Genomic DNA, 21826 nt, shown 5'->3' on the forward strand with positions numbered 1-21826 from the left:
GCTGTTTATCAATGAAAAAGGGAATGTCGACCGAATAGAACCAGAAAATGCAACAGCCACGCCAGCGCGAATGACGGCTGCCATTAATTCATTCAAAACAAAGATCTTTAGCCCAGGGCAAATTAACGGAATTGCTGTCAAATCGGTAATAAGAATTGAAGTCAGCTTTGAGAATGGCTCAACAGAAAACCCAGATCGCTCAAAGTAGTTTTTCAAACTTAATTTATTACCTTCGCTGGATTAAATCTCGCACCGCTTTAATGGAGATATAACCGTCAATTACCTAGCAGTTGTATTGCATTGGCGTGAAATCTGCACCTACCGCGAACATGGCCGCCCACGCATTTGCAAACAGCTGTTGCTAAGCACCCTCCGCGGCCAAGCAAAACGCGGCCCCCCTGCGAATCAAGTTACCCGACGCCAGGATGCCTTCACTACCATCTGCCGGGCTTGGCGTGGCTACATCCAAGACGATGAATGGACTTCAAAACGACTTTTTTTGTCGCTAAACCCACATTTTTCGTAAGTTTAATAGTTGCGCGCTATCGAATCACAAGATGCCAATGCACTTTGTCGGGTGATAAGCGGCAAATCCAAACTCATACCTTCCTCTCCGCGCATCATTTGAAGAAATGTCGCGTTTATGCGCACCAATTCGGTGCAAAATAATACAACTATTGTAATTTAAAGATGATTGGCGAAATAACCTTGACAGTTACTTGATGAAATAACGTCAATATTCCGCTCATCCATTCATCACGTCCATTTATCCAGTCAGCATCACCTTCTCTAAGTCCTTGATGTAGCTTGACTCTAGTGTCTGATTCACCGACATGCCAGAGCGGTCGAAATATTAGTTTATTAATTTACTCTAATGTTTTTGCGATTGTTTCTGAGGCATGTAAATACGCTCAAACAGCGATGAGTAAGCAAATCACGCTGCGCAAGCGAAGATTGAAGAAGGATGAGCACGTGATGAAAAAACCACAAGCAACGGCTGCGGCGCAGCTAGCGGGTTTTACGCTGATCGAGCTAATGATCGTTATCGCCATCATGGGCATCATCCTGGCAATCGCCATTCCCAGATATCAGGACTACGTACTGCGCTCGAAGCTGGTCAATGCCATCAACGGACTGGCTGCAGTGCAAGCGCAAATGGAGCAGTACTTCCAGGACAACCGCACCTATCTTGCGGTCGGAGCCTTTACGCCACCCTGCGCAGTCGCTCCATCCCCGAAATACGGTGACTTTGTCATCACCTGCCCAGCCGCCAACGCCCTCAACACCGCCGCAAATACTTATTTCCTGCAGGCAGTATCCAGTACCGGTCAAGACAATGGCTTCAAGTACACCGTCGACAACACCGACACCAAATCCACCACCTATGGCGCTATATGGGGTGGGGCTACCATCGCCAATTGCTGGGTCACTGCGAAGGGAGCAACGTCGTGCTAATTAACACGACACGATCAGCTGGTTTTACGCTGATCGAGCTGCTGATCACGCTCGTAATACTAGGTGTATTGATGGCGGTGGCCTTTCCGCAATTCAACACCTGGATACAGAACGAGCAGACGCGCACCGCGGCAGACACACTGCAAAACGCACTTCGCAGCGCCAAATCCGAATCGGCACGTCTGAATCGCCAGGTTGCTTTCTCGTTGACTGCAACTAACCCTTCCAGAACTTCGATTCCGGCCCCGGCTGCGGCCGGCCGATTCTGGTTCATTCAAGTCATACCGAGCCCGACGGTTGCCGGCGATCCAGCGACATATATTCAAGGCGGTCAGCTTGGCAGTTCCAAACTCACGATTGCCGGGCCTGCCTCGATCTGTTTCAACTCGCTCGGCAGAATGAGTAACACCCTGAGCCCCAGCGCCGGTGGCACCTGCTTAGCCCCAGCCGCCGCAACCTATTCAATTTCTACAGCTGTGGGTGATCACCCGCTGAACGTTACGGTTTCCATCGCCGGCCAGGTGAGGGTATGCGATCCATCCCGAACCCTCTCCCAAACTACGCCAGATGGATGCTAAGGAGAGCCGGCCATGGCAATCAGATCTCCAACCCAGCAAGGCTATCTGCTCCTCGAGGTGCTGGTCTCGCTCTTGATCTTCTCGATCGGCATTCTTGGTTTGGTCGCCGCATTGGTTACATCTACCCGCACATCTGTCGCGACGGAAGATAGAAACCGGGCAGCACTACTGGCAAATGAAATGGCAGTGATCTTGTTAGCCAACAAAAACGTCACGCCATCGGCTGCCACGTTGTCCACTTGGCAAAGCCACCTCGCAGTCAGTGCAGGTAGCGGTGGGCAAACCAATAGCGGACTGAATGGTTTGCCAAACGCAACGGGCACCGTCGTTAGCACCCCGACCGCAGGCTTCACCACCGGCACCGCGACGATAACAATCAGTTGGATAGAGCCCAAATCCGCAGCGTCAGCGACGCCGATCACTGATAGCTATACGACAGAAGTCGTGGTGCTCCCATGATTACGCGAACAAATGCGCTTCGGCGAGCTAATCCAAACCACGTGAACGGATTCAGCGTCGTCGAGCTGATGGTCGTGGTTGCGATTGGCCTCATCATGTCCGTGGCGATCTTCGGGGTGCTGAAAACATTCGAAGGTCGCAAACGCAGTACGACATCGGTTAATGACATCAATCAATCCGGAAACTATGCAATCTATCAATTGGACAAATTGATCCGCAGTGCCGGCTCAAGCTTCAACTCCAGCGCCAATCTGATGTATGGCTGCAGATTGAACGCCAGTCTGAATACCACCACGATATTGCCGGCAGCGACTCTGCCTGCCCCCTTTGACAAAGTACCGGCAAATGTCGCAACCCCAACCACAGGATCGTTCCGTCTAGCACCAGCAATCATTATTCCAGGCGCCGGCTACTCCGGTGTAGCGAGCGGCGGCTCATCAGATGTCCTGGTCGTGATGTCTGGATATGGCGGTTTTGGCGAAGAGCATGCGTATTTCCGAGCCCCACCCAGTACGACAAATATAAATCTGCCAAACACCATCGGGTTTAACGCCAACGATATTCTATTGCTGGGAGACCAATCCAGCGGTGCCGGAGTAGCTCCGTGTTATTTAGAACAAATCAACACCACTGGACCAACCACTGATCAATTGCCATTAGGCGGTGTTTATTACAAGGCGGCCGGTACTGACAGTTATTGGTATGGAAGCGCCGCCAATATCTCCGCCATGACACCGCAAGGTCTGGTCGTTAACCTTGGCAATCTCGCTGGTACCAGCGTCAAACAACCTTCATTTCAATTATTCGGGCTTGATGCCAAGAATCAGTTCTACAGCTACGATCTGCTACATACAGATGGCGCAGCGAGCGAAGCCGCCCAACTTATCGCCGACGGCATATTTGATTTCCGCGCTGTATATGGCGTAGCGCCGAATTCCGCAACCGCATTGACCTGGGTAGCACCAACCGGTGCCTATTCGCCAGCAACCTTGCTTGATGGATCCGCAACTGCGAATGCCACATTACAAACCATTCGTGCCATTCGAATAGGTATGGTATTGCGTACATCGTTACCAGAAAAAACCAACGTTACTACCACCAACTTAAAAATGTTCACGGATTTACCTGCTGGTGTTCCTGCGCCGAACTACAACAATTCATTGAGCAGCACGGGCTTTCCAAGCGAGCAGAATTACCGCTACAGAATCATTGAATCGACTATTCCGATTCGCAACGCGATGCTGAATTGAATCATGAATACCATCAATAGAAGCCAACAGCAGATGCCACGCCAACTCCATTGGCAATTCAAATCATGCCAGCGGGGCATCGTCATGGTCGTCACCTTGGTGGCGCTTGTCGTCATGTTACTTGCCACCATTGCCATTATTCGTTCAGTTCAAACCTCACAATATTCAGCAGGCAATCTTGCCTTTCGACGTGACCTTACCAATCAGACTGATCGCGGCATCTGGGCTGGCATTAATGCAATTACTGCAGGAATCGGCAACTCAACCTCATTGGGTACAGCCGGTGCCAATTATTCAGCAACGATGTTGGCTGAAGACGGGCATGGCGTCCCAACGGCTTTATATAGCCCAGGCGGCTTGAATTCTGCACTAGCCATTACTGATAACAATTTTGGCGTCGTCATTTATTACGTCATCGACCGCATGTGCACCTCGGCACCAACCGATATGAATGGCCAGCCTTGGAACAACACAAACTGCATCTACCGCCCTGCGGGCGATTTACCAAAAACAACCGCAGGCATGATCGGCAGGCCAACAGCAGGCAGTATTGACCAAGTTCTTTACCGTATCAGTGTTCGGGTCGATGGGCCGAGAGGAACTCAGGCCTTTGCTCAAACTACTGTTGCATATTGAAAGAGGCAAGACATCATGAATACCGGTCGCGAATATCCGCATCACACCATTCCACTTGCCAATCCACGTGGCAAGCTTAATAAAATATTCATCTGTCTTGCCATCGCCATCGCTTCAATTGGCCATATTAAAGCAGCAACGACAACTTTGGCAGATCAGCCGATATTCAGCTCATCGGCGGTACCCGGAAATATGATGCTCGATTTGTCTGTAGAATATCCTACGGCCAACAGCACCGCCTATCCGACCAGCCTATCTCCCTATGTCAGTGCAACCGGGTTTATTGGCTATTTCGATCCAGGAAAATGTTATGCCTATTATTACGATAATAGCGTTACATTGGACAATGCTGCAAACCAAAGTTTTTTTTATCCAGTAGGCGCAGCTGATAGTAATCACCAATGTGTAACCAGTGGTTCTACCAAATTATGGAGCGGTAGCTTCATGAATTGGGCAACCATGCAAACCATTGATCCATTTCGCTGGGCATTGACAGGTGGGTACCGTTCCGGTGACTACACAACAGCCGGTACCGGCGCGACCACCGGTAAAGGAACGATGATCGAAAAAGCATGGGCATCCGGTGACGGCGGCTCGGGAGAAACGCCAAATCGCTCAATTCCTTCAACGATTACCGTCAATACATTAACCCCATTCAGCTGGACCGGATTTAACTTCCGCATCTGGGGTTTGGGAAATCGAATGCAATTCACCAATACCGGTTCATTCGATGGCAGCAATCAAAGCACTGCAGGTTCAGCCTATGATCCAGCTGCGGCATCCTATAGCGCATCAACCATATATTCGGTCATTGCTCGCGTGCGTGTCTGCGATGCAACGGTTAGTCTGGAATCCAATTGTAAACAATATACCGGAACTGACGGTCTTCCTTTATACAAGCCGGAAGGTTTGATGCAACAATATGCAACAAAAATCCGCTATGGTGCATTTGGCTATTTGAATGATGGCAATATCAAACGAGATGGTGCCGCATTGCGAGCCAATATAAAATTCATTGGCCCACAATACCCCCAACCAGGCACATCCACCAATATAAATAACGCAAACAATGAATGGGATGCGACAACTGGCATATTTGTCACCAATCCAAACCCTACAGATGCAACGGCTACTGCAACAGCCATTGGCGGTGGTGCATCGATCACCAATAGCGGCGTAATGAATTATTTGAATAAGTTTGGGGAAACATCCCACAAATATAAAAGTTATGATCCGGTTTCTGAATTGTATTATGCCTCTATCCGCTATTTTAAAAATCAAGGCCAAGTTGTTTCATATAGCAATAATTTGACTTCAACCTTTGCTGATGGGTTTCCGGTCATTACCAGCTGGACTGACCCAATTCAATACTCGTGCCAGAAGAACTTTATCTTGGGCATCGGTGATGTTAATACCCACGCGGATGCCAACTTACCCGGCTCTACGCTAGTCAGCTCCAACGAACCTTCAACGCCTAGTGAAGTTAGCAGCGACACGACTGTCAATGTAACAACGGCTACCAATGCAGTCGGAAACATGGAAGGGGTGAACAATCTCGGCGGAACTTACGTACCTTGGTGTTGTGGCGATGGCGATACCTATTATATTGCCGGTCTTGCCTATGACTCACACGTTAAAGACATGCGGCCCAATGATTTTAAAAATTCAGATGGATCAAAAACATTCATTCAAACCGTATCGACTTATTGGCTCGATGTGGAGGAGTATCAAACTTACAAATACAAAAATCAGTATTGGTACGCTGCAAAATATGGTGGTTTCAAAGTACCAGCCAATTACGTACCCTATCCTTCAACCGCAGTGCCATTGACTCAATCTTCATGGAATGCATCCGGTGGTGTCGACGTCAATGGCAACCCCCAACCGGATAATTATTTTGGTGCAGGGCAAGCAAGCAATATGGTCGCCGGTTTGAAAACTGCCTTTAGCAATATTGTCAGTCAAATTACCGAAGATACCACCGCCTTCAGTACGTCCAAACCACAGGTTTCAGCTGATCCCAGTAACCCAAGTTTGGCATTTAGCGGTGCTTATGACACCAGTAATTGGTCCGGCAATATGGTTGCCAATACGATTACCTTCGATTCCAGTGGCAATCCAACCTTGACGTCACTTTGGTCAGCGCGGGATATTTTAAATACCCAGGTCAGTGGCACCGGCTGGGATACAGCCCGCTTCATTGCAACCTATAGTAGTGGCCATGGCGTACCGTTCCGTCAAAACAAGTTGGCAAGTAGCGATGCGACCGCTTTAGACCCAGCTACAATTCTAGGTACGCCAAACAATGTCGCTAGTACCACTACGCAAACCAATTACATCAATTATTTGCGAGGTGATCAAACTAACGAAACAAATTCGATCGCCACCGGGAGTACGCACGCCTATCGAACTCGCGCTTATATTATGGCTGATATTGTTGGTTCCAAAATTCATCCAATCGATGCGCCGAATGCACCTTATTCCGAATCTACCAATGCTGGTTACACCGCATTCAAGAGCACGAATTCATCAAGAAAAACGGTTGTTTATTTCGGCGCAAATGATGGCATGTTGCATGCAATTGATGGCACCGCATCTGCCAGCTCAGGCGGTGGTAAAGAGCTATTTGCCTATGTTCCAGGAGGGATGTACCAGAGCGCATCCGGAGCGAGCCAAGGAGCGGCTACTGCGGAACTGGCCCAATTTGGGAATCCAACCTTTACCCACTACTTTTATGTTAACGCTACCCCAAATATCACTGATCTTGATATGGGGAATGCTGGGGGTCATACCGGTTCTTCAAGTTGGGCATCTTTGTTGGTTGGTGGATTGGGAAAAGGTGGAAAAAGTTATTACGCACTTGATGTAACAACACCTTCAAATTTGAGCAACGAAACGAATCTGGCAGCTGCAGTAAAATGGGAATTTACGGATAGCAGCATGGGCTATTCCTTCGGTGATCCAATTGTTGCGAAAACCAAGAAATATGGCTGGGTTGTCATTTTGACTTCTGGTTACAATACCCCTGATGGCAAAGGCTATTTATATATCGTCGATCCGACCACAGGTACTTTATTGCAAAAAATTCCAGCGACTGATAGCGGAAATTCCAGCATTGTTTCCAATGGCTTGACTTATGCTAGTGCATATACAACTGATCTGACGGATTCAACAGTGGAATCTGTTTATGCTGGCGATTTGAACGGTAATGTCTGGCGTTTCGATCTGACGACTACTGGCACGTCATATCCAGTTACTCGTATTGCGTACCTTACCGATGCTTCGGGCAATCCTCAACCTATTACCACGACCCCCATTGTGCAAATCCAACCTACAACGTTCCGTCGTTACGTTCTTGTTGGTACAGGTAAATTGCTTGCCAGCGCTGATATGACAAATAGCCAGGCGCAAGCTTTTTATGCAATCGTGGATGGGATACAAGGCGCTCCTTACACCGCAGCAACATTGCCAACAGGTGTGACATTTCCGATTACGCGCTCTGAATTGAATGCGAATACCAATCTGGTAAACGGAATTGGTACAGCACCCACATCGGTGATGGGTTGGTACTTTGATCTTGCGGTATCAAGTAGTAATGTTGCTGAACAAATCAATGTCACACCGGCAGTCAATTTGAATTCCGTTTTATTTGCCGCAAACTTGACAAATGGTGATGCTTGCAACCCAACAGGGACGTCAAGGATATTTGAAGTTGATTTTGCCACCGGAAAATCGGTATTGATTGATAGTAGTAATAATGTAATTGCAAATTACACAAATAGTTCGATTGTTGTAGATGTGGACATCATCAAGGTAGGTACGTCCTCAACTGAAGGCATTGTCGGGAATATGAACAGCAAGACGTTTAAACCTCCTGAAAAACCGCCGACATCGGCAGGCACGACAAAGACAAATTGGCGAGAAATACCGACGACAAATTGAGGTTGAAATTGTTAGTCAATATCGTCTTCAATCTGAAAAAGGGCAGCTTATATACTGCCCTTTTTTTTTCAATTATCCTGCATATGATGGCCATGCCATTTATTGGATCGCTCTTTCGACTGGATATGTTAACCGCACATTCGGATTATTCAGATAATATGGTGACTTTATATATGAAAAATTCATACATACAAAAAGTAAGCAATCAAATAAACGTTAATAAAACCACATATGGTGATGATAAGACAAAGGCTGCTACCAAAGAAAGAATGAAGCCATTCATGCCAATTGTTGAAGACGTTTCTAGATTCATTTTACCGAACGACGTTGATCAATTACCTGTGCCAAGTAGCGAACCGGATTTTGACAGTCTTGATGGCATATCCAGGACTGGTTTTCCGGTTGATGTACGGATATTCATCGATCATTACGGAAAAGTCTATCATGTGCAGGTGCTAAAGGCTTTAGACGAGGATATACCCTTCGCCAATAAGATTGTTGATATGCTTTTGGAGACAGGTTTTGTTCCAGCTAGAAAATCCGGTGTTGATGTTGGTACTTATATTGATCGGGAATTCTATTTTCAGCCAAATTCATAGGGTAGCTATTTGGATTTAAGCAACATTTCAATGGTTTTCATTGTTTTTTCGGGCTCCAGTTCCCCGACTGTTTTGCTGACAATATAACCATTATGATCAATTAAAAATGATGTAGGTGCTAATGTTATGCTTCCAAATTGCTCAGCGATCTTTCCATCCTGATCATAAACAATTGGAAAACTGATTTTATATTTCTCGATAAACGATTGTATATAGTCGGTGCGATCGTATGAAAGAGCGATGCCAATCACTTGTAGACCGTCTTTTTGATAATGTTGAAACGTGTTTTGTAGGAATGGCATTTCCCTTACACATCCAATGCAGCTTGTTGCCCAGAAATTGATCAGTGTCACTTTACCGGTTTCGATCTTGATGGGTTGGTGATTGATCGTGGTTGCTTGTAAGGCAGGACTCAGTTTTTTTTGAAGCAATTGGTAAGCAAACCAGGAAATACAACTTAGTAGTGCAATCGTTGAGATGAGAGTGATGGTTTTTCGCATGGTTTGTAGAAGGAAAAATATATAAACAATGTTAGATAGAATGAAGATAAGAACAATAGATAAGGGGAAGCAGTTTCTGTGGATAACGAAATTTTCCCTTTCTACTCATGTATTTAGGTCTTGAACAACATCTGTATAAAGGGGCTGTGGTGCATGTGGATAATATGTTGGTTGTCTATGGCTTCTTGGTTATTCGTGGTTTATCCACACTTGCTGCCAAGGTTTTCCTCAAGGCAAGCCGTTGATTTTATTACTTCTTTGTGGACAACGGGTATAATCCGCCGCTTTTGTCACGCCGAATAAGGGGTAGCTATGGCCATCCAGTGGTTCCCAGGTCATATGAACGCCGCCAGAAAGCAGGTGATGGAGGCGATGGCAAAGGTTGATCTAGTGATCGAGGTCGTCGATGCGCGACTACCGGCTTCCAGTACCAACCCAATGATTGAAAAGCTTCGGCGCGCCCGGCAACGGCCGGCGTTGAAGATCCTGAACAAGGCTGACTTGGCCGATCCCGCTTTGAACCGTGTCTGGCTGGATTGGTTTCGTAGTCAACCAGGGACTGAAGCAGTGTTGATCGGTGAAGGGGACAAGGCCGCTGATGTGAAGCGCCTGCCTCAGCTGTGCCGCAAGATCGTTCCGCATCGCACCGGGGAGGTGAAGCCAGCGCGTGCGTTGATCATGGGTATTCCGAACGTCGGTAAGTCGACCCTGTTGAACATCATGCTGAGTCGCAAGATTGCCAAGGTGGCCGATACACCGGGGGTGACGCAGCATCTGCAGCGCATCGAGCTGCCGGACGGCATGATCCTTTACGATTCGCCCGGTTTGTTGTGGCCGAAGATCGAATATGAGGACTTTGGTTACCGCTTGGCGTTGGCGGGTTCCATTGGCCGCAATGCCTACGACGAGGAAGATGTGGCGTGGTTTGCGGTGGACACGTTGCGAGCGCGCTATCCGGAGCTGTTGAAGGCGCGTTACAAGCTCGATGATCTGGATGTCGAACTTGAGCAGTTGTTTGCAATGATTGGTCGCAAGCGTGGTGCAGTGTTGTCGGGTGGCCGGATTGACTATCAGAAGACGGCGGAACTGATCCTCACCGATTTTCGTAGCGGTACCTTGGGCAGGATCACGCTGGAAACACCGGCGGATCTGGAGAATCTGGTGCCGTTGCCGGATGAGCCAGTTGACCCTGATCTTGCTGCGGATCTGGGCCAGCAAGACTGACCACTGCCGGGAAATGGCTTAGAATCAGTTGGACTCGTTCACTTGCCTGTTGCCATGGATGCCGAATTCTCCAGTCTTGAAGACAAAGTGGGCTTGCTAGCCCGGCTGTGCCACCAATTGCGCGGCGACAATCGCCAACTGCGGCAGCAGGTGCTCGCGTTGCAGCAGGAAAACCAGCAGTTGAAAGGCAAGGTGGAAGGCGCCAAGCAACGTGTGGCCGCTATCCTTGAGCGGCTGCCGGAGGATGAAGCATGAGCGAGATCAAGCAACTTGATGTCACCATCATGGGCCGCGAGTTTCGCGTGGCCTGCCCGGTGGATGAAGAAGCGACGTTGTTGCAAGCCGTAGAGATGCTTGATGCCAAAATGCATGAGATCCGTGGCAGCGGCAAAGTGATCGGCATCGAGAAAATCGCCATCATGGCGGCGCTCAACATTGCGCATGAATACTTGCATGTCGATGCTGGCGGTTTTGACATCGCGGCCTACAAGCGTAGAATCGACCACATCAGTCAGATCGCTGATGCGGCATTGCAAGAACAAAGTGAGTTGTTCTGATCAGCAAAGCCGGATCAGCCTACCGCCTGCTTTCCTGCGGTGTTTGTCACGGCTCAGATTCTTTGAACCGATAAATTGTAGCTCGGTTGCCAGCCACGAAAAAACGCCTGTTGTGCGCGTTCCACTGTCGAACGCACCTGATGGCAAACGGCCGGTGACCACTTGAACCTCAGGGTTCAAGATGCGAGCCGGACGACACCTGCGGGAAAGCCCCTCTTCGTGACCTTGCCGTCATCTTCGACCGTGACATTCCCGGTCACCTTCCAAAGCCATCCAGATAAAATTGCGCTCAGGCGCGAATTGCGTCGACAGCGCATCGCCGTCAAACCCGCTGAACGTGAAATTGCCGCACGTCTTGCTGTTAAGCAGGCTGCCCGCTGGTTGCAACGTGGCAGCAAGATCGGCACTTACATTGCGGTTGGCAGTGAATTTCCTACCGATCTGTTGATACGCAAAGCCTTGGCGCAACGATGCGCCGTATTTGTTCCGAAAACACCGAAACGCGGCCGGATGCTGCGATTTAGCCGAGTTCGTTCGGATAGTGGCTGGCTGGCCGGGCGCTACACCATCCCTGAACCGGTATCCCGTCGTATCGATCCCCCACTGCATGCCAATCAGCTCGATGTGATTTTTGTGCCGCTGCTTGGTTTCGATGCTGCGTTGCGAAGACTAGGCCAAGGTGGCGGCTATTACGACGCCACATTGCAGTTCCGCCGTCTGCGGCGGCATTGGCGCAAACCTTTCCTGATCGGCTTGGCCTTCGATTGCCAGGAAGTGGATCAGCTGCCGACGGACCCTTGGGATTTGCATCTCGATGCAATCATCACCGAGTCCGGGCTCCGATATCCTGCAAGACATTGGCATTGATCTACGTCAGCCTGGCCTCGATATGACAAGTGCAACAATTTCACTGAAGCCATCCGATCGGTCGGCATAAACTAGCTACAATTTCTCACGCCGGAGACCCCATCATGCCTGGTCCGCAACGAATCGAATTGTTTGCTCCGCTTACCGGGGTATTGCTTCCACTCGATCGCGTACCCGATCCGGTATTCGCCAACAAAATGGTGGGTGACGGCGTTTCGATCGATCCCATCTCCAATCAGTTGTTGGCTCCTGCCATCGGCAAGATCACCCAGATTCATTCCTCGCATCACGCCCTCACGTTGACCACGGAAGAAGGTATCGAGGTGCTGATGCACATCGGTCTTGAAACGGTCGCGCTCAAGGGCGAGGGTTTCAATGCGCTGGTCAAGGTCGGCGATACTGTTCGGGTCGGCCAGCCGCTGATCGAATTCGATGCCAACTTCATTGCCAAGAATGCCAAGAGCTTGTTGACGGAGATGATCGTCACCAATGCCGATCGCGTGGCGCAGTTCCTGCCAGCAAGTGGTTTTGCCAAGGCCGGACTGACACCGGTGCTGATTCTGGAACTGGCTGATGGACAAAGCGCCGCTCCCGCCAAGACCGGCAGCGACGTCGTGTCGGACCCGGTGCGTATTCCGAACCTGACTGGCCTGCATGCGCGACCGGCAGCCGTGCTCGCCAATGCAGCAAAAACCTACAAGTCGGATATCAAGCTGGTGCGCGGCGGCGAAGAGTCGAATGCCAAGTCGGTGGTCGGCATCATGGGTCTTGAAGTCCAGCATGGTGATGAGATACGTGTGAAGGCGAATGGCCCGGATGCAAGCTCCGCGATCAAGGCTTTGGTGGATTTGCTGATCTCCGGTAGCGGCGAGGATGTTGGCGCTGCCATTGTCGCCAAACATAAACCTGCGCCGTTCGATACCATGCGTGCAGTGCCGCCCAAACCAAAATCGGACGATCCCAACGTGCTCACTGGTGTTTCTGCATCCCCCGGCCTTGCTGTTGGTCAGATTTTCCAGATCAAGCAGCCAGAGATTCAAGTGCCCGAGCAAGGCCAAGACGCGCAGACCGAACGCCGCCGGCTCGATGCCGCACTGAAAGAAGCGCGCAACCAGCTTGAAGGACTCAAGGCCGGAATCAGCGACAACGACAAAGCTGAAATCTTCACCGCGCATCAAGAGCTGCTGGGCGATCCAGAGCTTCTCGATCTGGCGATTGCCGCCATCGGTGCCGGCAAGAGCGCCGGTTTTGCCTGGCGGCAAGCGTTTACGCGTTACGCCGAGCAGTTGGCCAAGCTCAAGAATGAAATACTCGCCGGCCGCGCGAACGATATCCGCGATGTCGGTCAGCGTGTGCTGCGGCTGATTGCCGGTGTGACTGAAACCAAGATGGTGCTGCCAGACAACGCCATCCTGATTGCCGAAGAACTCACCCCATCTGAAACTGCCAGCCTCGACCGCACCCGTGTATTGGGTTTCGCGACGACTGGCGGCGGTGCAACCAGCCACGTGGCCATTCTGGCCCGTTCCCTCAATCTCCCTGCGATCTGTGGCATGGACGAAGCGGCGATCAAGCTGGCCAACGGTACGCCGGTGATCCTGGATGGCAGCAAGGGCATCCTGCGCCTGAACCCGACCGCCAGTGAAATGGCGGTGATCCGCGACAAGCAAGCGCGCCTGGCCAAGCGCCGCGCCGAAGAACTTGCCGCTGCACAACAGCCGTCCGTGACCAGCGATGGTCAACATATCGAAGTCGTTGCCAACATCGGCGGGCTCGACGAAGCCAAACAAGGTATCGAGCTGGGTGGCGAAGGCGTTGGCCTGCTGCGCAGTGAATTCCTTTTTCTGGAACGCAGCGATGCCCCATCCGAAGCCGAGCAGACGCAAATCTACAGTGACATCGCCAAAGCGCTTGGCCCGAACCGTACATTGGTGATCCGTACGCTCGACGTGGGCGGCGACAAACCCCTGCCCTATTTGCCGATGCCGGTGGAAGACAACCCCTTCCTTGGCGTACGCGGTATCCGCTTGTGTCTGGCCGAGCCGGAAATCCTGCGCACGCAAATCCGCGCCATCTTGCGCGCTGCACCGTATTCCAGGCTGCACATCATGTTCCCGATGGTGGCCAACCTTGCCGAGTTGCGTGAAGCCAAGGCCATCGTGGCGGAAGAAAAGACCTTGTTGGGCATTACCGCCGACGTGAAAGTCGGGATCATGGTCGAAGTGCCGGCAACCGCCGTGTTGGCCGAGCAATTTGCCCGTGAAGCCGATTTCTTCTCGATCGGCACCAATGACCTCACGCAATACACGCTGGCGATGGATCGCGGTCATCCCAAACTCGCCAAGCAGGCCGACGCGCTGCACCCTGGTGTGCTCAACCTGATTGCCATGACGGTGAAGGGCGCGCACAAGCACGGCAAGTGGGTTGGCGTTTGCGGTGGTATCGCTTCCGATCCGCAAGCAGTGCCAGCGCTGATCGGCATGGGGGTGGACGAACTGTCGGTCAACGTGTCCAGCATTCCGGCCATCAAGGCATTGGTGCGCAAGCTGTCGAAAGCCGATTGCGAAAAGATTGCTGAAGAAGTGCTGCAGTTCGGGACTGCGGACGAAGTGCGCGCCAGATTGGCCAAACTGGTCGATGCCTAAGCGCTGATCGGCATTGCTGGCTGCATCAATCCATAACGGGCGCCTCAAGCGCCCGTTATGTTTGGCTCGTACGTAAGTATTCACATTTAGAGCCAATCCCGGATGGTTGCGTTTCATCGATGCGGTGATGATGCGCACCCAATAGCCACACTTGCCACGATTGGCAATGCAGGAGAATCACATGTTCAAAGCGGCGTTCTCAGTGCTGCAAAAGATCGGCAAAGCCTTGATGCTGCCGGTTGCAGTTCTGCCAGTGGCCGGGTTATTGCTCGGGATCGGCAGTTCGCACTTCGGTTTTCTGCCCGATATCGTCTCCCAAGTCATGGCGCAGGGCGGCGGGGCGATTTTCGGCAACCTCGCATTGATCTTTGCCGTTGGCGTGGCGCTCGGCCTGAGCGAGAACGACGGCGTGGCAGCGATTGCTGCAGTGGTTGGCTTTGTGGTGATGACGGCAACGCTGGGCGTCATGGCGACTTTCCTGGGCGTTAAGCCCGCCACCGTGATGGGCATGCCATCGATGGAAACCGGCGTGTTCGGCGGCATCATCATTGGCGGTGTCGCGTCGGTGCTGTTCAACAAGTATTACCGGATCGAACTGCCGCCCTATCTTGGCTTCTTTGCCGGCAAGCGTTTCGTACCGATCGTGACCGGACTGGCGGCGATTTTTGTCGGGCTGCTCTTGTCGGTAATCTGGCCACCGATCCAGCACGTCATCGAAGAATTCTCACATTGGGCGGCCTACAGCAGCCCGCGTACCGCCGCCACGGTTTACGGCTTTGTCGAGCGCTTGCTGATTCCGTTCGGCCTGCACCATATCTGGAACGTGCCGTTCTTCTTTGAAATCGGCAGCTTCACCGATGCGACAGGCAAGGTCGTGCACGGTGACATCTACCGCTTCATGGCGGGCGACAAGACCGCCGGCATCCTGTCCGGTGCATTCCTGTTCAAGATGTTCGGCTTGCCAGCGGCTGCGATTGCAATCTGGCACACCGCCAAACCGGAGAACCGGGTGAAGGTCGGCGGCATCATGGTGTCGGCTGCCCTAACCTCGTTCCTCACCGGCATCACCGAACCGATTGAATTTGCTTTCCTGTTTGTCGCGCCGGTGTTGTACGTGATCCACGCCGTGCTGGCCGCCTCGACCCAGTTCGTCGCCAATACCTTCGACATGCATATGGGCTTTACCTTCTCGCAAGGCGGTATCGACTTCCTGTTGTTCAACGCCTTCGGTGATCGGGCGCACAACTGGTGGCTGACGCTGATCTTCGGCCCGATCTACGCGGTGGTTTACTACAGCGTGTTCCGCTTCACCATCCTCAAGCTCAACTTGAAAACACCGGGCCGCGAAGATGAGCAAGCCGAAGCAGCCAGCGGCACAAACAGCAAGGACGAGCGATCCCGCGAGCTGGTGCTGGCCTTTGGCGGCCGCAGCAATATCGCCAGTCTCGATGCTTGCATCACGCGCCTGCGCATTGCCGTCAACGACCCCGCCAAGGTGAATCAGGCCAAGCTCAAAGCCATGGGCGCGGCTGGCGTGATGATGGTCGGCAACGGCGTGCAAGCCATCTTCGGTACGCCGTCGGAAAACATGAAAACCGATATGGCCGAATATTTGAAGACGGCTGGCGCGGAAGCGGATCTCGTTGTGCCCGCCGCACCGATGGCATCTGCAGCAATTTTCCAAATGCCGGCTTATGAGGATGACCCAGCCTTCGAGACCAAGCTGGCCGCACTCAGGCTGGCGCTCAAGCCGCTGAGCCCGCTGGGCGAGATCGATGTTGTGGCGATGACGCGACTGGCATTCAGCAAGAGCGGTTCGTCACTCAACGTCACGCCGCTGGAAGCGGTCGGCATTGGCGTAGTGGATCTTGGTGGTGGCGCGTACCAGCTGCTGGTTGGCCCGTCCGCCGAGCGCTACAAGGCTGCGCTCGCGTAAACTCGCCGCATCCGACCTGTTCTGATCTGCAGGGCGTGTCAGTGACACGCCCTGTTTTGTTTCAAGCGATTTTGAGGAGAAACAACAATGACGACCGATAAGGTGCTGCGCCGCAGCCGCAACAACCGCTGGGTCGGTGGCGTGATCGGCGGACTGGCCAATTACTTCGATATCAGCGCGGACAAATTGCGCTTGGTCTATTTGCTGGTGTTGATCTTGTCCGCTGCGTTTCCCGGCCTGCTGGTTTATCTCGTGCTGTGGTTCCTGATGCCGGTAGGGGACGATTAATTCATTGGCATATGCGGCAAGAAACGAATGGCGGCCTGAGCGAGTGGGCGGCACAATCGCGTTTTCCTGCTGCCGGATGCCAACGTAATGAATGCTGCCAGCCTCGCCCGATTGCTGCTGCTCGCCGCGCTATGGGGTGCATCCTTTCTGTTCATGCGTGTGGCCGTGCCTGCGTTCGGGCCGATATGGCTGATGGGTTTCCGGGTCGGCATCGCTGCGCTGTTTCTTGCCTTGATGGCCGCCTGGTGGCGGCGTGGCTTGCCGCTTGCAGGCAATGCCCGGCACTACCTGATGCTCGGGCTCTTCAACACCGCATTTCCATTTCTCTGCTACGCATTCGCGGCGAAAACGCTTTCCGCCTCGCTGATGTCGATCCTGAATGCGACCGCGCCGTTCTGGGGCACCTTGGTCGCCGCGCTCTGGCTGCGTGTGTTGCCGGCGCGCAAGGCATGGCTGGGCTTGGCGGTCGGCGTCGCAGGGGTGGCGACGCTGGTTGGCCTCGACCGGATCACCACCAAACCCGGTGCCGGTATCGCGATTGCCGCCTGTCTGCTGGCAACGTTGTGCTACGGCGTCGCCAGCACCTACAGCAAGCGCCATGCACAGGGCATTGCGCCCTTCGATGTGGCGCACGGCAGCATGTGGGGCGGCAGCGTGCTGTTATTTCCATTGATGGTCATGCTGCCGAGCGCGCATCCCGTGGTGGAGATGGCATGGCAGCCGTTGCTGGCAGTATTGCTGTTGGGGGTATTCTGCACCGGCATCGCCTATTTGCTCTATTTCCGCTTGATTCGTGATCTTGGCCCGGCTTCGGCGCTGACGGTCACGTTCCTGATCCCGGTGTTCGGCGTGTTGTGGGGCGTATTGCTGCTGGGCGAATCGGTCGGACTGAATACGCTGGTAGGTGCACTGCTGGTACTGCTTGGCACGGCATTGGTCACCGGGTTTTCACCGCGCGCGTTGCTCAAACGCGTGTAAGTGTCTCGTCATTGATAACACTGTGTTCTGCAATGCGGTCTTGATTGTCCGTCATGCAGGCAGCATGTTGGCTCTACCCTATGAACCGGAGCTTCACCATGTCTGTGCCGCACCTGATCAGTTTCGATATCTGCCCCTATGTCCAACGCGCCGTGATCACCTTGCTGGAAAAGGGCGTGCCGTTCGAGCGCACCTATATCGATCTCGCCAACAAGCCGGACTGGTTCCTCGCGCTCTCGCCACTCGGCAAGGTGCCGGTGCTCAAGGTGGGCGACGAGGTATTGTTCGAATCCGCCGTCATTGCCGAATATCTCGACGAAACCACCGAACCGCGTTTGCACCCGACCGACCCGCTGCAAAAAGCCAAGCACCGCGCCTGGATCGAATTCGCCTCTGCCGGGCTGATGTCGCTGTGGAATTTCTATGTTGCCGCTGACGACAAAGCGTTCGCCGCCGCGCGTGCAGATATCGAATCCAAACTGGATCGACTGGAAAGCGTACTTGGCGACGGCCCCTTGTTTGCCGGCACTTCATTCAGTTTGGTCGACGCCGCGTTCGGTCCCTTCTTCCGCTACTTCCCGGTGCTCGAATCGCTGGGCGAAACCGGTTGGTTCGATGGCCGGCCCAAAGTGAAGCGTTGGGCGGACGCGCTGCTGTCACGTCCCAGCGTGCGTGAGGCGGTACAAGCTGGTTATGCCGACAAGCTCACCGCCTTCATCAAAAAGAAAGAAGGCGTGCTGGCGGCGCGGGTCGCAAATAGCCGCTAACAAAACCCTGCTGGCGGCGTTGCGCTCAATTGCCGTACTCGCCTGTACTGTCTGCGTTCGCGCGCCTTGCCAGCACCGCTACGCTGGATTTTGTTAGTGGCTATTCATTCCTGCTTGGCCGTGGCTTGTCTCGCCCGAGGAGGGTCTTTCCGGTAAGGTGGCGCATCTGTTTTGCGCCACCTTGTCATGACCGCCACCCCACCCGCATCACCCCTCGCCCAAGACTGGAAACAACTGCTGTTCACGCGGCGGATGCTGATCTGTGTGTTTACCGGCTTCTCGTCCGGCCTGCCGCTCTACATCTTGATCAACCTGGTGCCGGCGTGGCTGAAAACCGAACACGTCGACCTCAAGTTGATCGGCCTTGTTGGCCTGACGCAGATTCCCTACACGTGGAAATTCTTCTGGGCGCCGTTGATGGACCGCTTCTCGTTGCCGCGTCTTGGCCGGCGGCGCGGCTGGATGCTGGCGACGCAGCTGCTTCTACTGGTCTCGATTGCCGTCTTCGGGGTGTTTTCGCCCACAGCCGGATTGACGAGCATCGTCGAGTTGGCCGTCCTCGTGGCCTTATGCAGCGCCAGCCAGGACATCGTGCTCGATGCCTTCCGGCGTGAAATCCTCGCTGACGCCGAACTGGGCCTTGGCAACGCCGTGCACGTCAACGCCTACCGCATTGCCGGGTTGGTGCCGGGGTCGCTGTCGCTGATCCTGGCCGACCACCTGCCGTGGTCTTCGGTTTTCTGCATTACCGCCTTGTTCATGCTGCCCGGCATTGTGCTCACCCTTTTGGTCAGCGAGCCACAGCTGGCACGGCCGCCAAAAACGCTGCGCGAGGCGGTCATCGAACCTTTCCACGAGTTCATGACCCGGCATGGCTGGCAAGCGGCGCTGGCGATCATCGCCTTCATTTTTCTCTACAAGCTTGGCGATTCGATGGCGACAGCGCTGGCGACGCCGTTTTATCTGGAGCTGGGCTTTACCAAGAGCGAAATCGGCCTGATCGCCAAGAATGCGGGCCTGTGGCCGAGCGTGATTGGTGGCATGCTGGGGGGCATCTGGATGCTCAAGATCGGCATCAACCGTGCGCTGTGGTTGTTCGGGCTGGTGCAGATGGCATCGATTCTGGGTTTTGCGTGGCTGTCGAGTATCGGGCACGATCCGGCGCTGTTGGGCGCGATCCATTTCGACGGATTCGATTTCGGCCATGCGATCAGCTACAAGCAGGCGGCGCTGGCGGCGGTGATCGGTTTTGAAGCGCTGGGTGTCGGTCTCGGTACGGCGGCTTTCGTCGCCTTCATCGCCCGCACCACCGACCCCCGCTACACCGCCACGCAGATCGCGCTGTTCACCAGCCTCGCTGCGGTGCCGCGTACCTTCTTCAATGCCAGTACGGGTTGGTTGGTGGAACGGCTTGGCTGGACTGATTTCTTCTGGCTGTGCGCGCTGCTAGCCATTCCCGGAATGATGCTGTTGTTTCGGGTTGCGCCATGGTCGGAGAAACATTGAACCGCATCACGACGGGCTGACCTTGCATCAGCCCCATCGTGCGCTGAGTTTTACAGCGGATAGTCGTAATCAACGATCAACGGTGCGTGATCGGAAAACTTCTCGGCCTTGTAGACCGACGCCGATTGCGCCTTGGCAGCGATGCCCGGTGTGGCGATCTGGTAATCGATGCGCCAACCCACATCCTTGGCATAAGCCTGGCCGCGATTGCTCCACCACGTGTAACCGGGCTGTTCCGGGTACAGCGTGCGCCAGACGTCGACCAGGTTCAGATCACCGAACACGCGGCCGATCCAGGCGCGCTCTTCCGGCAGGAAGCCTGAATTCTTCAGGTTGCCCTTCCAGTTCTTCAGATCTATCTCCTTGTGGGCGATGTTCCAGTCACCCAGCAGGATCACTTCGCGCCCGCTGGCTGCAAGCTTCGCCAAATGGGGCCAGAAGGCTTCCATGAAGGCGAATTTCACCTGTTGGCGCTCTTCAGAGCTGGAGCCGGACGGCAGATAGAGTGAAATCACTGACAGATTGCCCCATTGCGCTTCCAGGTAACGGCCTTCGCTATCGAATTCTGGAATGCCCAATCCTTCGATCACCGCATCCGGCTCTCGTCGGCAATACAGGCCCACGCCGCTATAGCCTTTTTTCTCGGCGTAATGGAAATAACCCTTGTAGCCGCCCGTCGCGCGCATCGCTTCGGTCAGGTCGGCATCCTGCGCTTTGAGCTCCTGCAGCGCGACAACATCGGCGCCCGATTGGGCGAGCCAGTCAAGAAAGCCCTTGTTGGTAGCAGAACGGATTCCATTCAGGTTCGCGCTGACAATTCTCAAGATGACGCTCCAGGGGATTTGATCGGGTTCAAAACAGGCAAAATGGCGGGTGCGGCAGGCCATTGCGCGGCGTGATATGCTGTTTTTTGTCACATGGTCGCGCAAAACGGCGCTTTTAAAACTTGCCAGCGACTTACAATTTGCAGCAAAAGGAACGATTCAATGTCTGATTTTCGTCGAGAATTCATCGAATTCGCCGTGGCACAAAAAGTGCTTTTGTTCGGGGAGTTTATCACCAAAGCCAAGCGTAATTCGCCGTACTTCTTTAACGCCGGATTGTTTAGCGACGGGGCTTCGGTGGGTGAATTAGCGCGGTTTTACGCGCAAGCAGCGCTGGCATCGCAAGTGCAATTCGATGTGTTGTTCGGGCCGGCCTATAAAGGCATCGTGCTGGCAGCCGCTACGGCGGTGAAACTGGCTGAAGCCGGCCATAACGTACCGTTTTCGTTCAATCGCAAGGAAGCCAAGGATCACGGCGAAGGCGGTGTATTGGTTGGGGCGCCGCTCAAAGGCCGCGTGCTGATCATTGATGACGTGATTTCGGCTGGCACCAGCGTGCGCGAATCAGTGAACCTGATCCGTGCCAATGGCGCGGAGCCGGCCGGTGTGTTGATTGCGCTGGATCGGATGGAACGGGGTCAGGGTGATTTGAGCGCGGTACAAGAAGTGCAACAGCAATATGGTATTCCTGTGATTCCGATTGCCACCTTGCGCGATCTGATCGGTTATCTCGCCGACTCGCCATTGCTTGTCGATTATCTGGATAAGGTCAAAGCGTACCGAAATCAGTACGGCATCGAATAACGGCAGCTATA

The 21826-nt window shown here is 53.3% G+C and carries 20 protein-coding genes and 1 other RNA gene; 19 read left to right on the forward strand and 2 right to left on the reverse strand.

Annotation, left to right across the window (positions count from 1 at the left end):
- Positions 1-975 precede the first annotated feature (975 nt).
- Genes BR41_RS07820 through BR41_RS07840 form a run of 7 tightly spaced genes read left to right on the forward strand, consistent with a single transcriptional unit; the run spans position 976 to position 8919 of the window.
- Complete coding sequence (locus BR41_RS07820) at positions 976-1455, forward strand: type IV pilin protein (RefSeq protein WP_035055026.1); 480 nt, start codon at positions 976-978, stop codon at positions 1453-1455.
- Positions 1449-2033, forward strand: coding sequence for a GspH/FimT family pseudopilin (locus BR41_RS23550; RefSeq protein ID WP_169741270.1), 585 nt, complete (start codon positions 1449-1451; stop codon positions 2031-2033). Before BR41_RS07820 ends, BR41_RS23550 begins: the two co-directional genes overlap by 7 nt.
- A 12-nt stretch (positions 2034-2045) precedes the next feature.
- The gene (locus tag BR41_RS22785) at positions 2046-2492 is read left to right on the forward strand and encodes a type IV pilus modification PilV family protein (RefSeq protein ID WP_051710470.1); all 447 of its coding nucleotides are present in this window, start codon (positions 2046-2048) and stop codon (positions 2490-2492) included.
- Positions 2489-3742, forward strand: coding sequence for a PilW family protein (locus tag BR41_RS07830; RefSeq protein WP_084186920.1), 1254 nt, complete (start codon positions 2489-2491; stop codon positions 3740-3742). Before BR41_RS22785 ends, BR41_RS07830 begins: the two co-directional genes overlap by 4 nt.
- Before the next feature lie 3 nt (positions 3743-3745).
- Positions 3746-4378 carry a pilus assembly PilX family protein gene (locus tag BR41_RS24070; RefSeq protein WP_156970604.1) on the forward strand — a complete coding sequence of 211 codons (633 nt, stop codon included), beginning with the start codon at positions 3746-3748 and terminating at the stop codon, positions 4376-4378.
- Positions 4379-4393: 15 nt separating this feature from the next.
- Positions 4394-8320 carry a pilus assembly protein gene (locus BR41_RS23555; RefSeq protein WP_084186921.1) on the forward strand — a complete coding sequence of 1309 codons (3927 nt, stop codon included), beginning with the start codon at positions 4394-4396 and terminating at the stop codon, positions 8318-8320.
- An 8-nt stretch (positions 8321-8328) separates the two neighbouring features.
- Entirely contained in the window at positions 8329-8919 is a 591-nt protein-coding gene (locus tag BR41_RS07840; protein ID WP_035054807.1) for a hypothetical protein, read from the forward strand.
- A gap of 5 nt (positions 8920-8924) precedes the next feature.
- On the opposite strand, the gene BR41_RS23560 is transcribed toward BR41_RS07840, so the two are convergent.
- Positions 8925-9419 carry a TlpA disulfide reductase family protein gene (locus BR41_RS23560; protein ID WP_084186923.1) on the reverse strand — a complete coding sequence of 165 codons (495 nt, stop codon included), beginning with the start codon at positions 9417-9419 and terminating at the stop codon, positions 8925-8927.
- Between the two features lie 312 nt (positions 9420-9731).
- Between BR41_RS23560 and ylqF the strand changes: the two genes are divergently transcribed.
- The 11 genes from ylqF (at position 9732) to BR41_RS07895 (ending at position 20187) form a co-directional block, all read left to right on the forward strand.
- A complete protein-coding gene (gene ylqF / locus BR41_RS07850; protein WP_084186924.1) occupies positions 9732-10643 on the forward strand; it encodes a ribosome biogenesis GTPase YlqF in 912 nt (303 codons plus the stop codon).
- 42 nt (positions 10644-10685) lie between these two features.
- A complete protein-coding gene (locus tag BR41_RS07855; protein ID WP_211251693.1) occupies positions 10686-10898 on the forward strand; it encodes a hypothetical protein in 213 nt (70 codons plus the stop codon).
- Positions 10895-11200, forward strand: coding sequence for a cell division protein ZapA (locus BR41_RS07860; RefSeq protein WP_035054810.1), 306 nt, complete (start codon positions 10895-10897; stop codon positions 11198-11200). The genes BR41_RS07855 and BR41_RS07860 overlap by 4 nt, the downstream gene beginning before the upstream one ends.
- A gap of 28 nt (positions 11201-11228) precedes the next feature.
- A non-coding RNA gene (gene ssrS / locus BR41_RS23565) (6S RNA) lies at positions 11229-11412 on the forward strand.
- 7 nt (positions 11413-11419) lie between these two features.
- Positions 11420-12067: a 5-formyltetrahydrofolate cyclo-ligase gene (locus BR41_RS07865; protein WP_245615826.1), complete on the forward strand. Its 648-nt coding sequence runs from the start codon at positions 11420-11422 to the stop codon at positions 12065-12067.
- Between the two features lie 104 nt (positions 12068-12171).
- A complete protein-coding gene (gene ptsP / locus BR41_RS07870) occupies positions 12172-14712 on the forward strand; it encodes a phosphoenolpyruvate--protein phosphotransferase (protein WP_035054812.1) in 2541 nt (846 codons plus the stop codon).
- Between the two features lie 181 nt (positions 14713-14893).
- Positions 14894-16648, forward strand: coding sequence for a PTS glucose transporter subunit IIBC (ptsG, locus tag BR41_RS07875; RefSeq protein WP_035054814.1), 1755 nt, complete (start codon positions 14894-14896; stop codon positions 16646-16648).
- A gap of 87 nt (positions 16649-16735) precedes the next feature.
- Positions 16736-16936, forward strand: a complete 201-nt coding sequence (locus tag BR41_RS07880) for a PspC domain-containing protein (RefSeq protein WP_035054816.1) — start codon at positions 16736-16738, stop codon at positions 16934-16936.
- 87 nt (positions 16937-17023) lie between these two features.
- Positions 17024-17914, forward strand: coding sequence for a DMT family transporter (locus BR41_RS07885; protein ID WP_035054818.1), 891 nt, complete (start codon positions 17024-17026; stop codon positions 17912-17914).
- A gap of 98 nt (positions 17915-18012) precedes the next feature.
- Entirely contained in the window at positions 18013-18681 is a 669-nt protein-coding gene (locus tag BR41_RS07890) for a glutathione S-transferase family protein (protein WP_035055035.1), read from the forward strand.
- Positions 18682-18867: 186 nt separating this feature from the next.
- On the forward strand, positions 18868-20187 hold the full coding sequence (locus BR41_RS07895) for an AmpG family muropeptide MFS transporter (protein ID WP_051710475.1): 1320 nt from the start codon (positions 18868-18870) through the stop codon (positions 20185-20187).
- Positions 20188-20237: 50 nt separating this feature from the next.
- On the opposite strand, the gene BR41_RS07900 is transcribed toward BR41_RS07895, so the two are convergent.
- The gene (locus tag BR41_RS07900; RefSeq protein WP_035055039.1) at positions 20238-21014 is read right to left on the reverse strand and encodes an exodeoxyribonuclease III; all 777 of its coding nucleotides are present in this window, start codon (positions 21012-21014) and stop codon (positions 20238-20240) included.
- A gap of 159 nt (positions 21015-21173) precedes the next feature.
- Between BR41_RS07900 and pyrE the strand changes: the two genes are divergently transcribed.
- Positions 21174-21815, forward strand: a complete 642-nt coding sequence (gene pyrE / locus BR41_RS07905) for an orotate phosphoribosyltransferase (protein WP_035054820.1) — start codon at positions 21174-21176, stop codon at positions 21813-21815.
- Positions 21816-21826: the final 11 nt, after the last annotated feature.

This window comes from Andreprevotia chitinilytica DSM 18519, assembly GCF_000711875.1.
GTDB classification, from domain to species: domain Bacteria; phylum Pseudomonadota; class Gammaproteobacteria; order Burkholderiales; family Chitinibacteraceae; genus Andreprevotia; species Andreprevotia chitinilytica.

Coding starts and splice junctions, on each gene's coding strand:
- BR41_RS07895 (WP_051710475.1), top strand. CDS start 18,868: ATGACCGCCACCCCACCCGCATCACCCCTCGCCCAAGACTGGAAACAA.
- BR41_RS07830 (WP_084186920.1), top strand. CDS start 2,489: ATGATTACGCGAACAAATGCGCTTCGGCGAGCTAATCCAAACCACGTG.
- BR41_RS07820 (WP_035055026.1), top strand. CDS start 976: ATGAAAAAACCACAAGCAACGGCTGCGGCGCAGCTAGCGGGTTTTACG.
- ptsP (WP_035054812.1), top strand. CDS start 12,172: ATGCCTGGTCCGCAACGAATCGAATTGTTTGCTCCGCTTACCGGGGTA.
- BR41_RS23560 (WP_084186923.1), bottom strand. CDS start 9,419: ATGCGAAAAACCATCACTCTCATCTCAACGATTGCACTACTAAGTTGT.
- BR41_RS07880 (WP_035054816.1), top strand. CDS start 16,736: ATGACGACCGATAAGGTGCTGCGCCGCAGCCGCAACAACCGCTGGGTC.
- ptsG (WP_035054814.1), top strand. CDS start 14,894: ATGTTCAAAGCGGCGTTCTCAGTGCTGCAAAAGATCGGCAAAGCCTTG.
- BR41_RS23555 (WP_084186921.1), top strand. CDS start 4,394: ATGAATACCGGTCGCGAATATCCGCATCACACCATTCCACTTGCCAAT.
- BR41_RS22785 (WP_051710470.1), top strand. CDS start 2,046: ATGGCAATCAGATCTCCAACCCAGCAAGGCTATCTGCTCCTCGAGGTG.
- pyrE (WP_035054820.1), top strand. CDS start 21,174: ATGTCTGATTTTCGTCGAGAATTCATCGAATTCGCCGTGGCACAAAAA.
- ylqF (WP_084186924.1), top strand. CDS start 9,732: ATGGCCATCCAGTGGTTCCCAGGTCATATGAACGCCGCCAGAAAGCAG.
- BR41_RS07860 (WP_035054810.1), top strand. CDS start 10,895: ATGAGCGAGATCAAGCAACTTGATGTCACCATCATGGGCCGCGAGTTT.
- BR41_RS24070 (WP_156970604.1), top strand. CDS start 3,746: ATGAATACCATCAATAGAAGCCAACAGCAGATGCCACGCCAACTCCAT.
- BR41_RS07890 (WP_035055035.1), top strand. CDS start 18,013: ATGTCTGTGCCGCACCTGATCAGTTTCGATATCTGCCCCTATGTCCAA.
- BR41_RS07885 (WP_035054818.1), top strand. CDS start 17,024: ATGAATGCTGCCAGCCTCGCCCGATTGCTGCTGCTCGCCGCGCTATGG.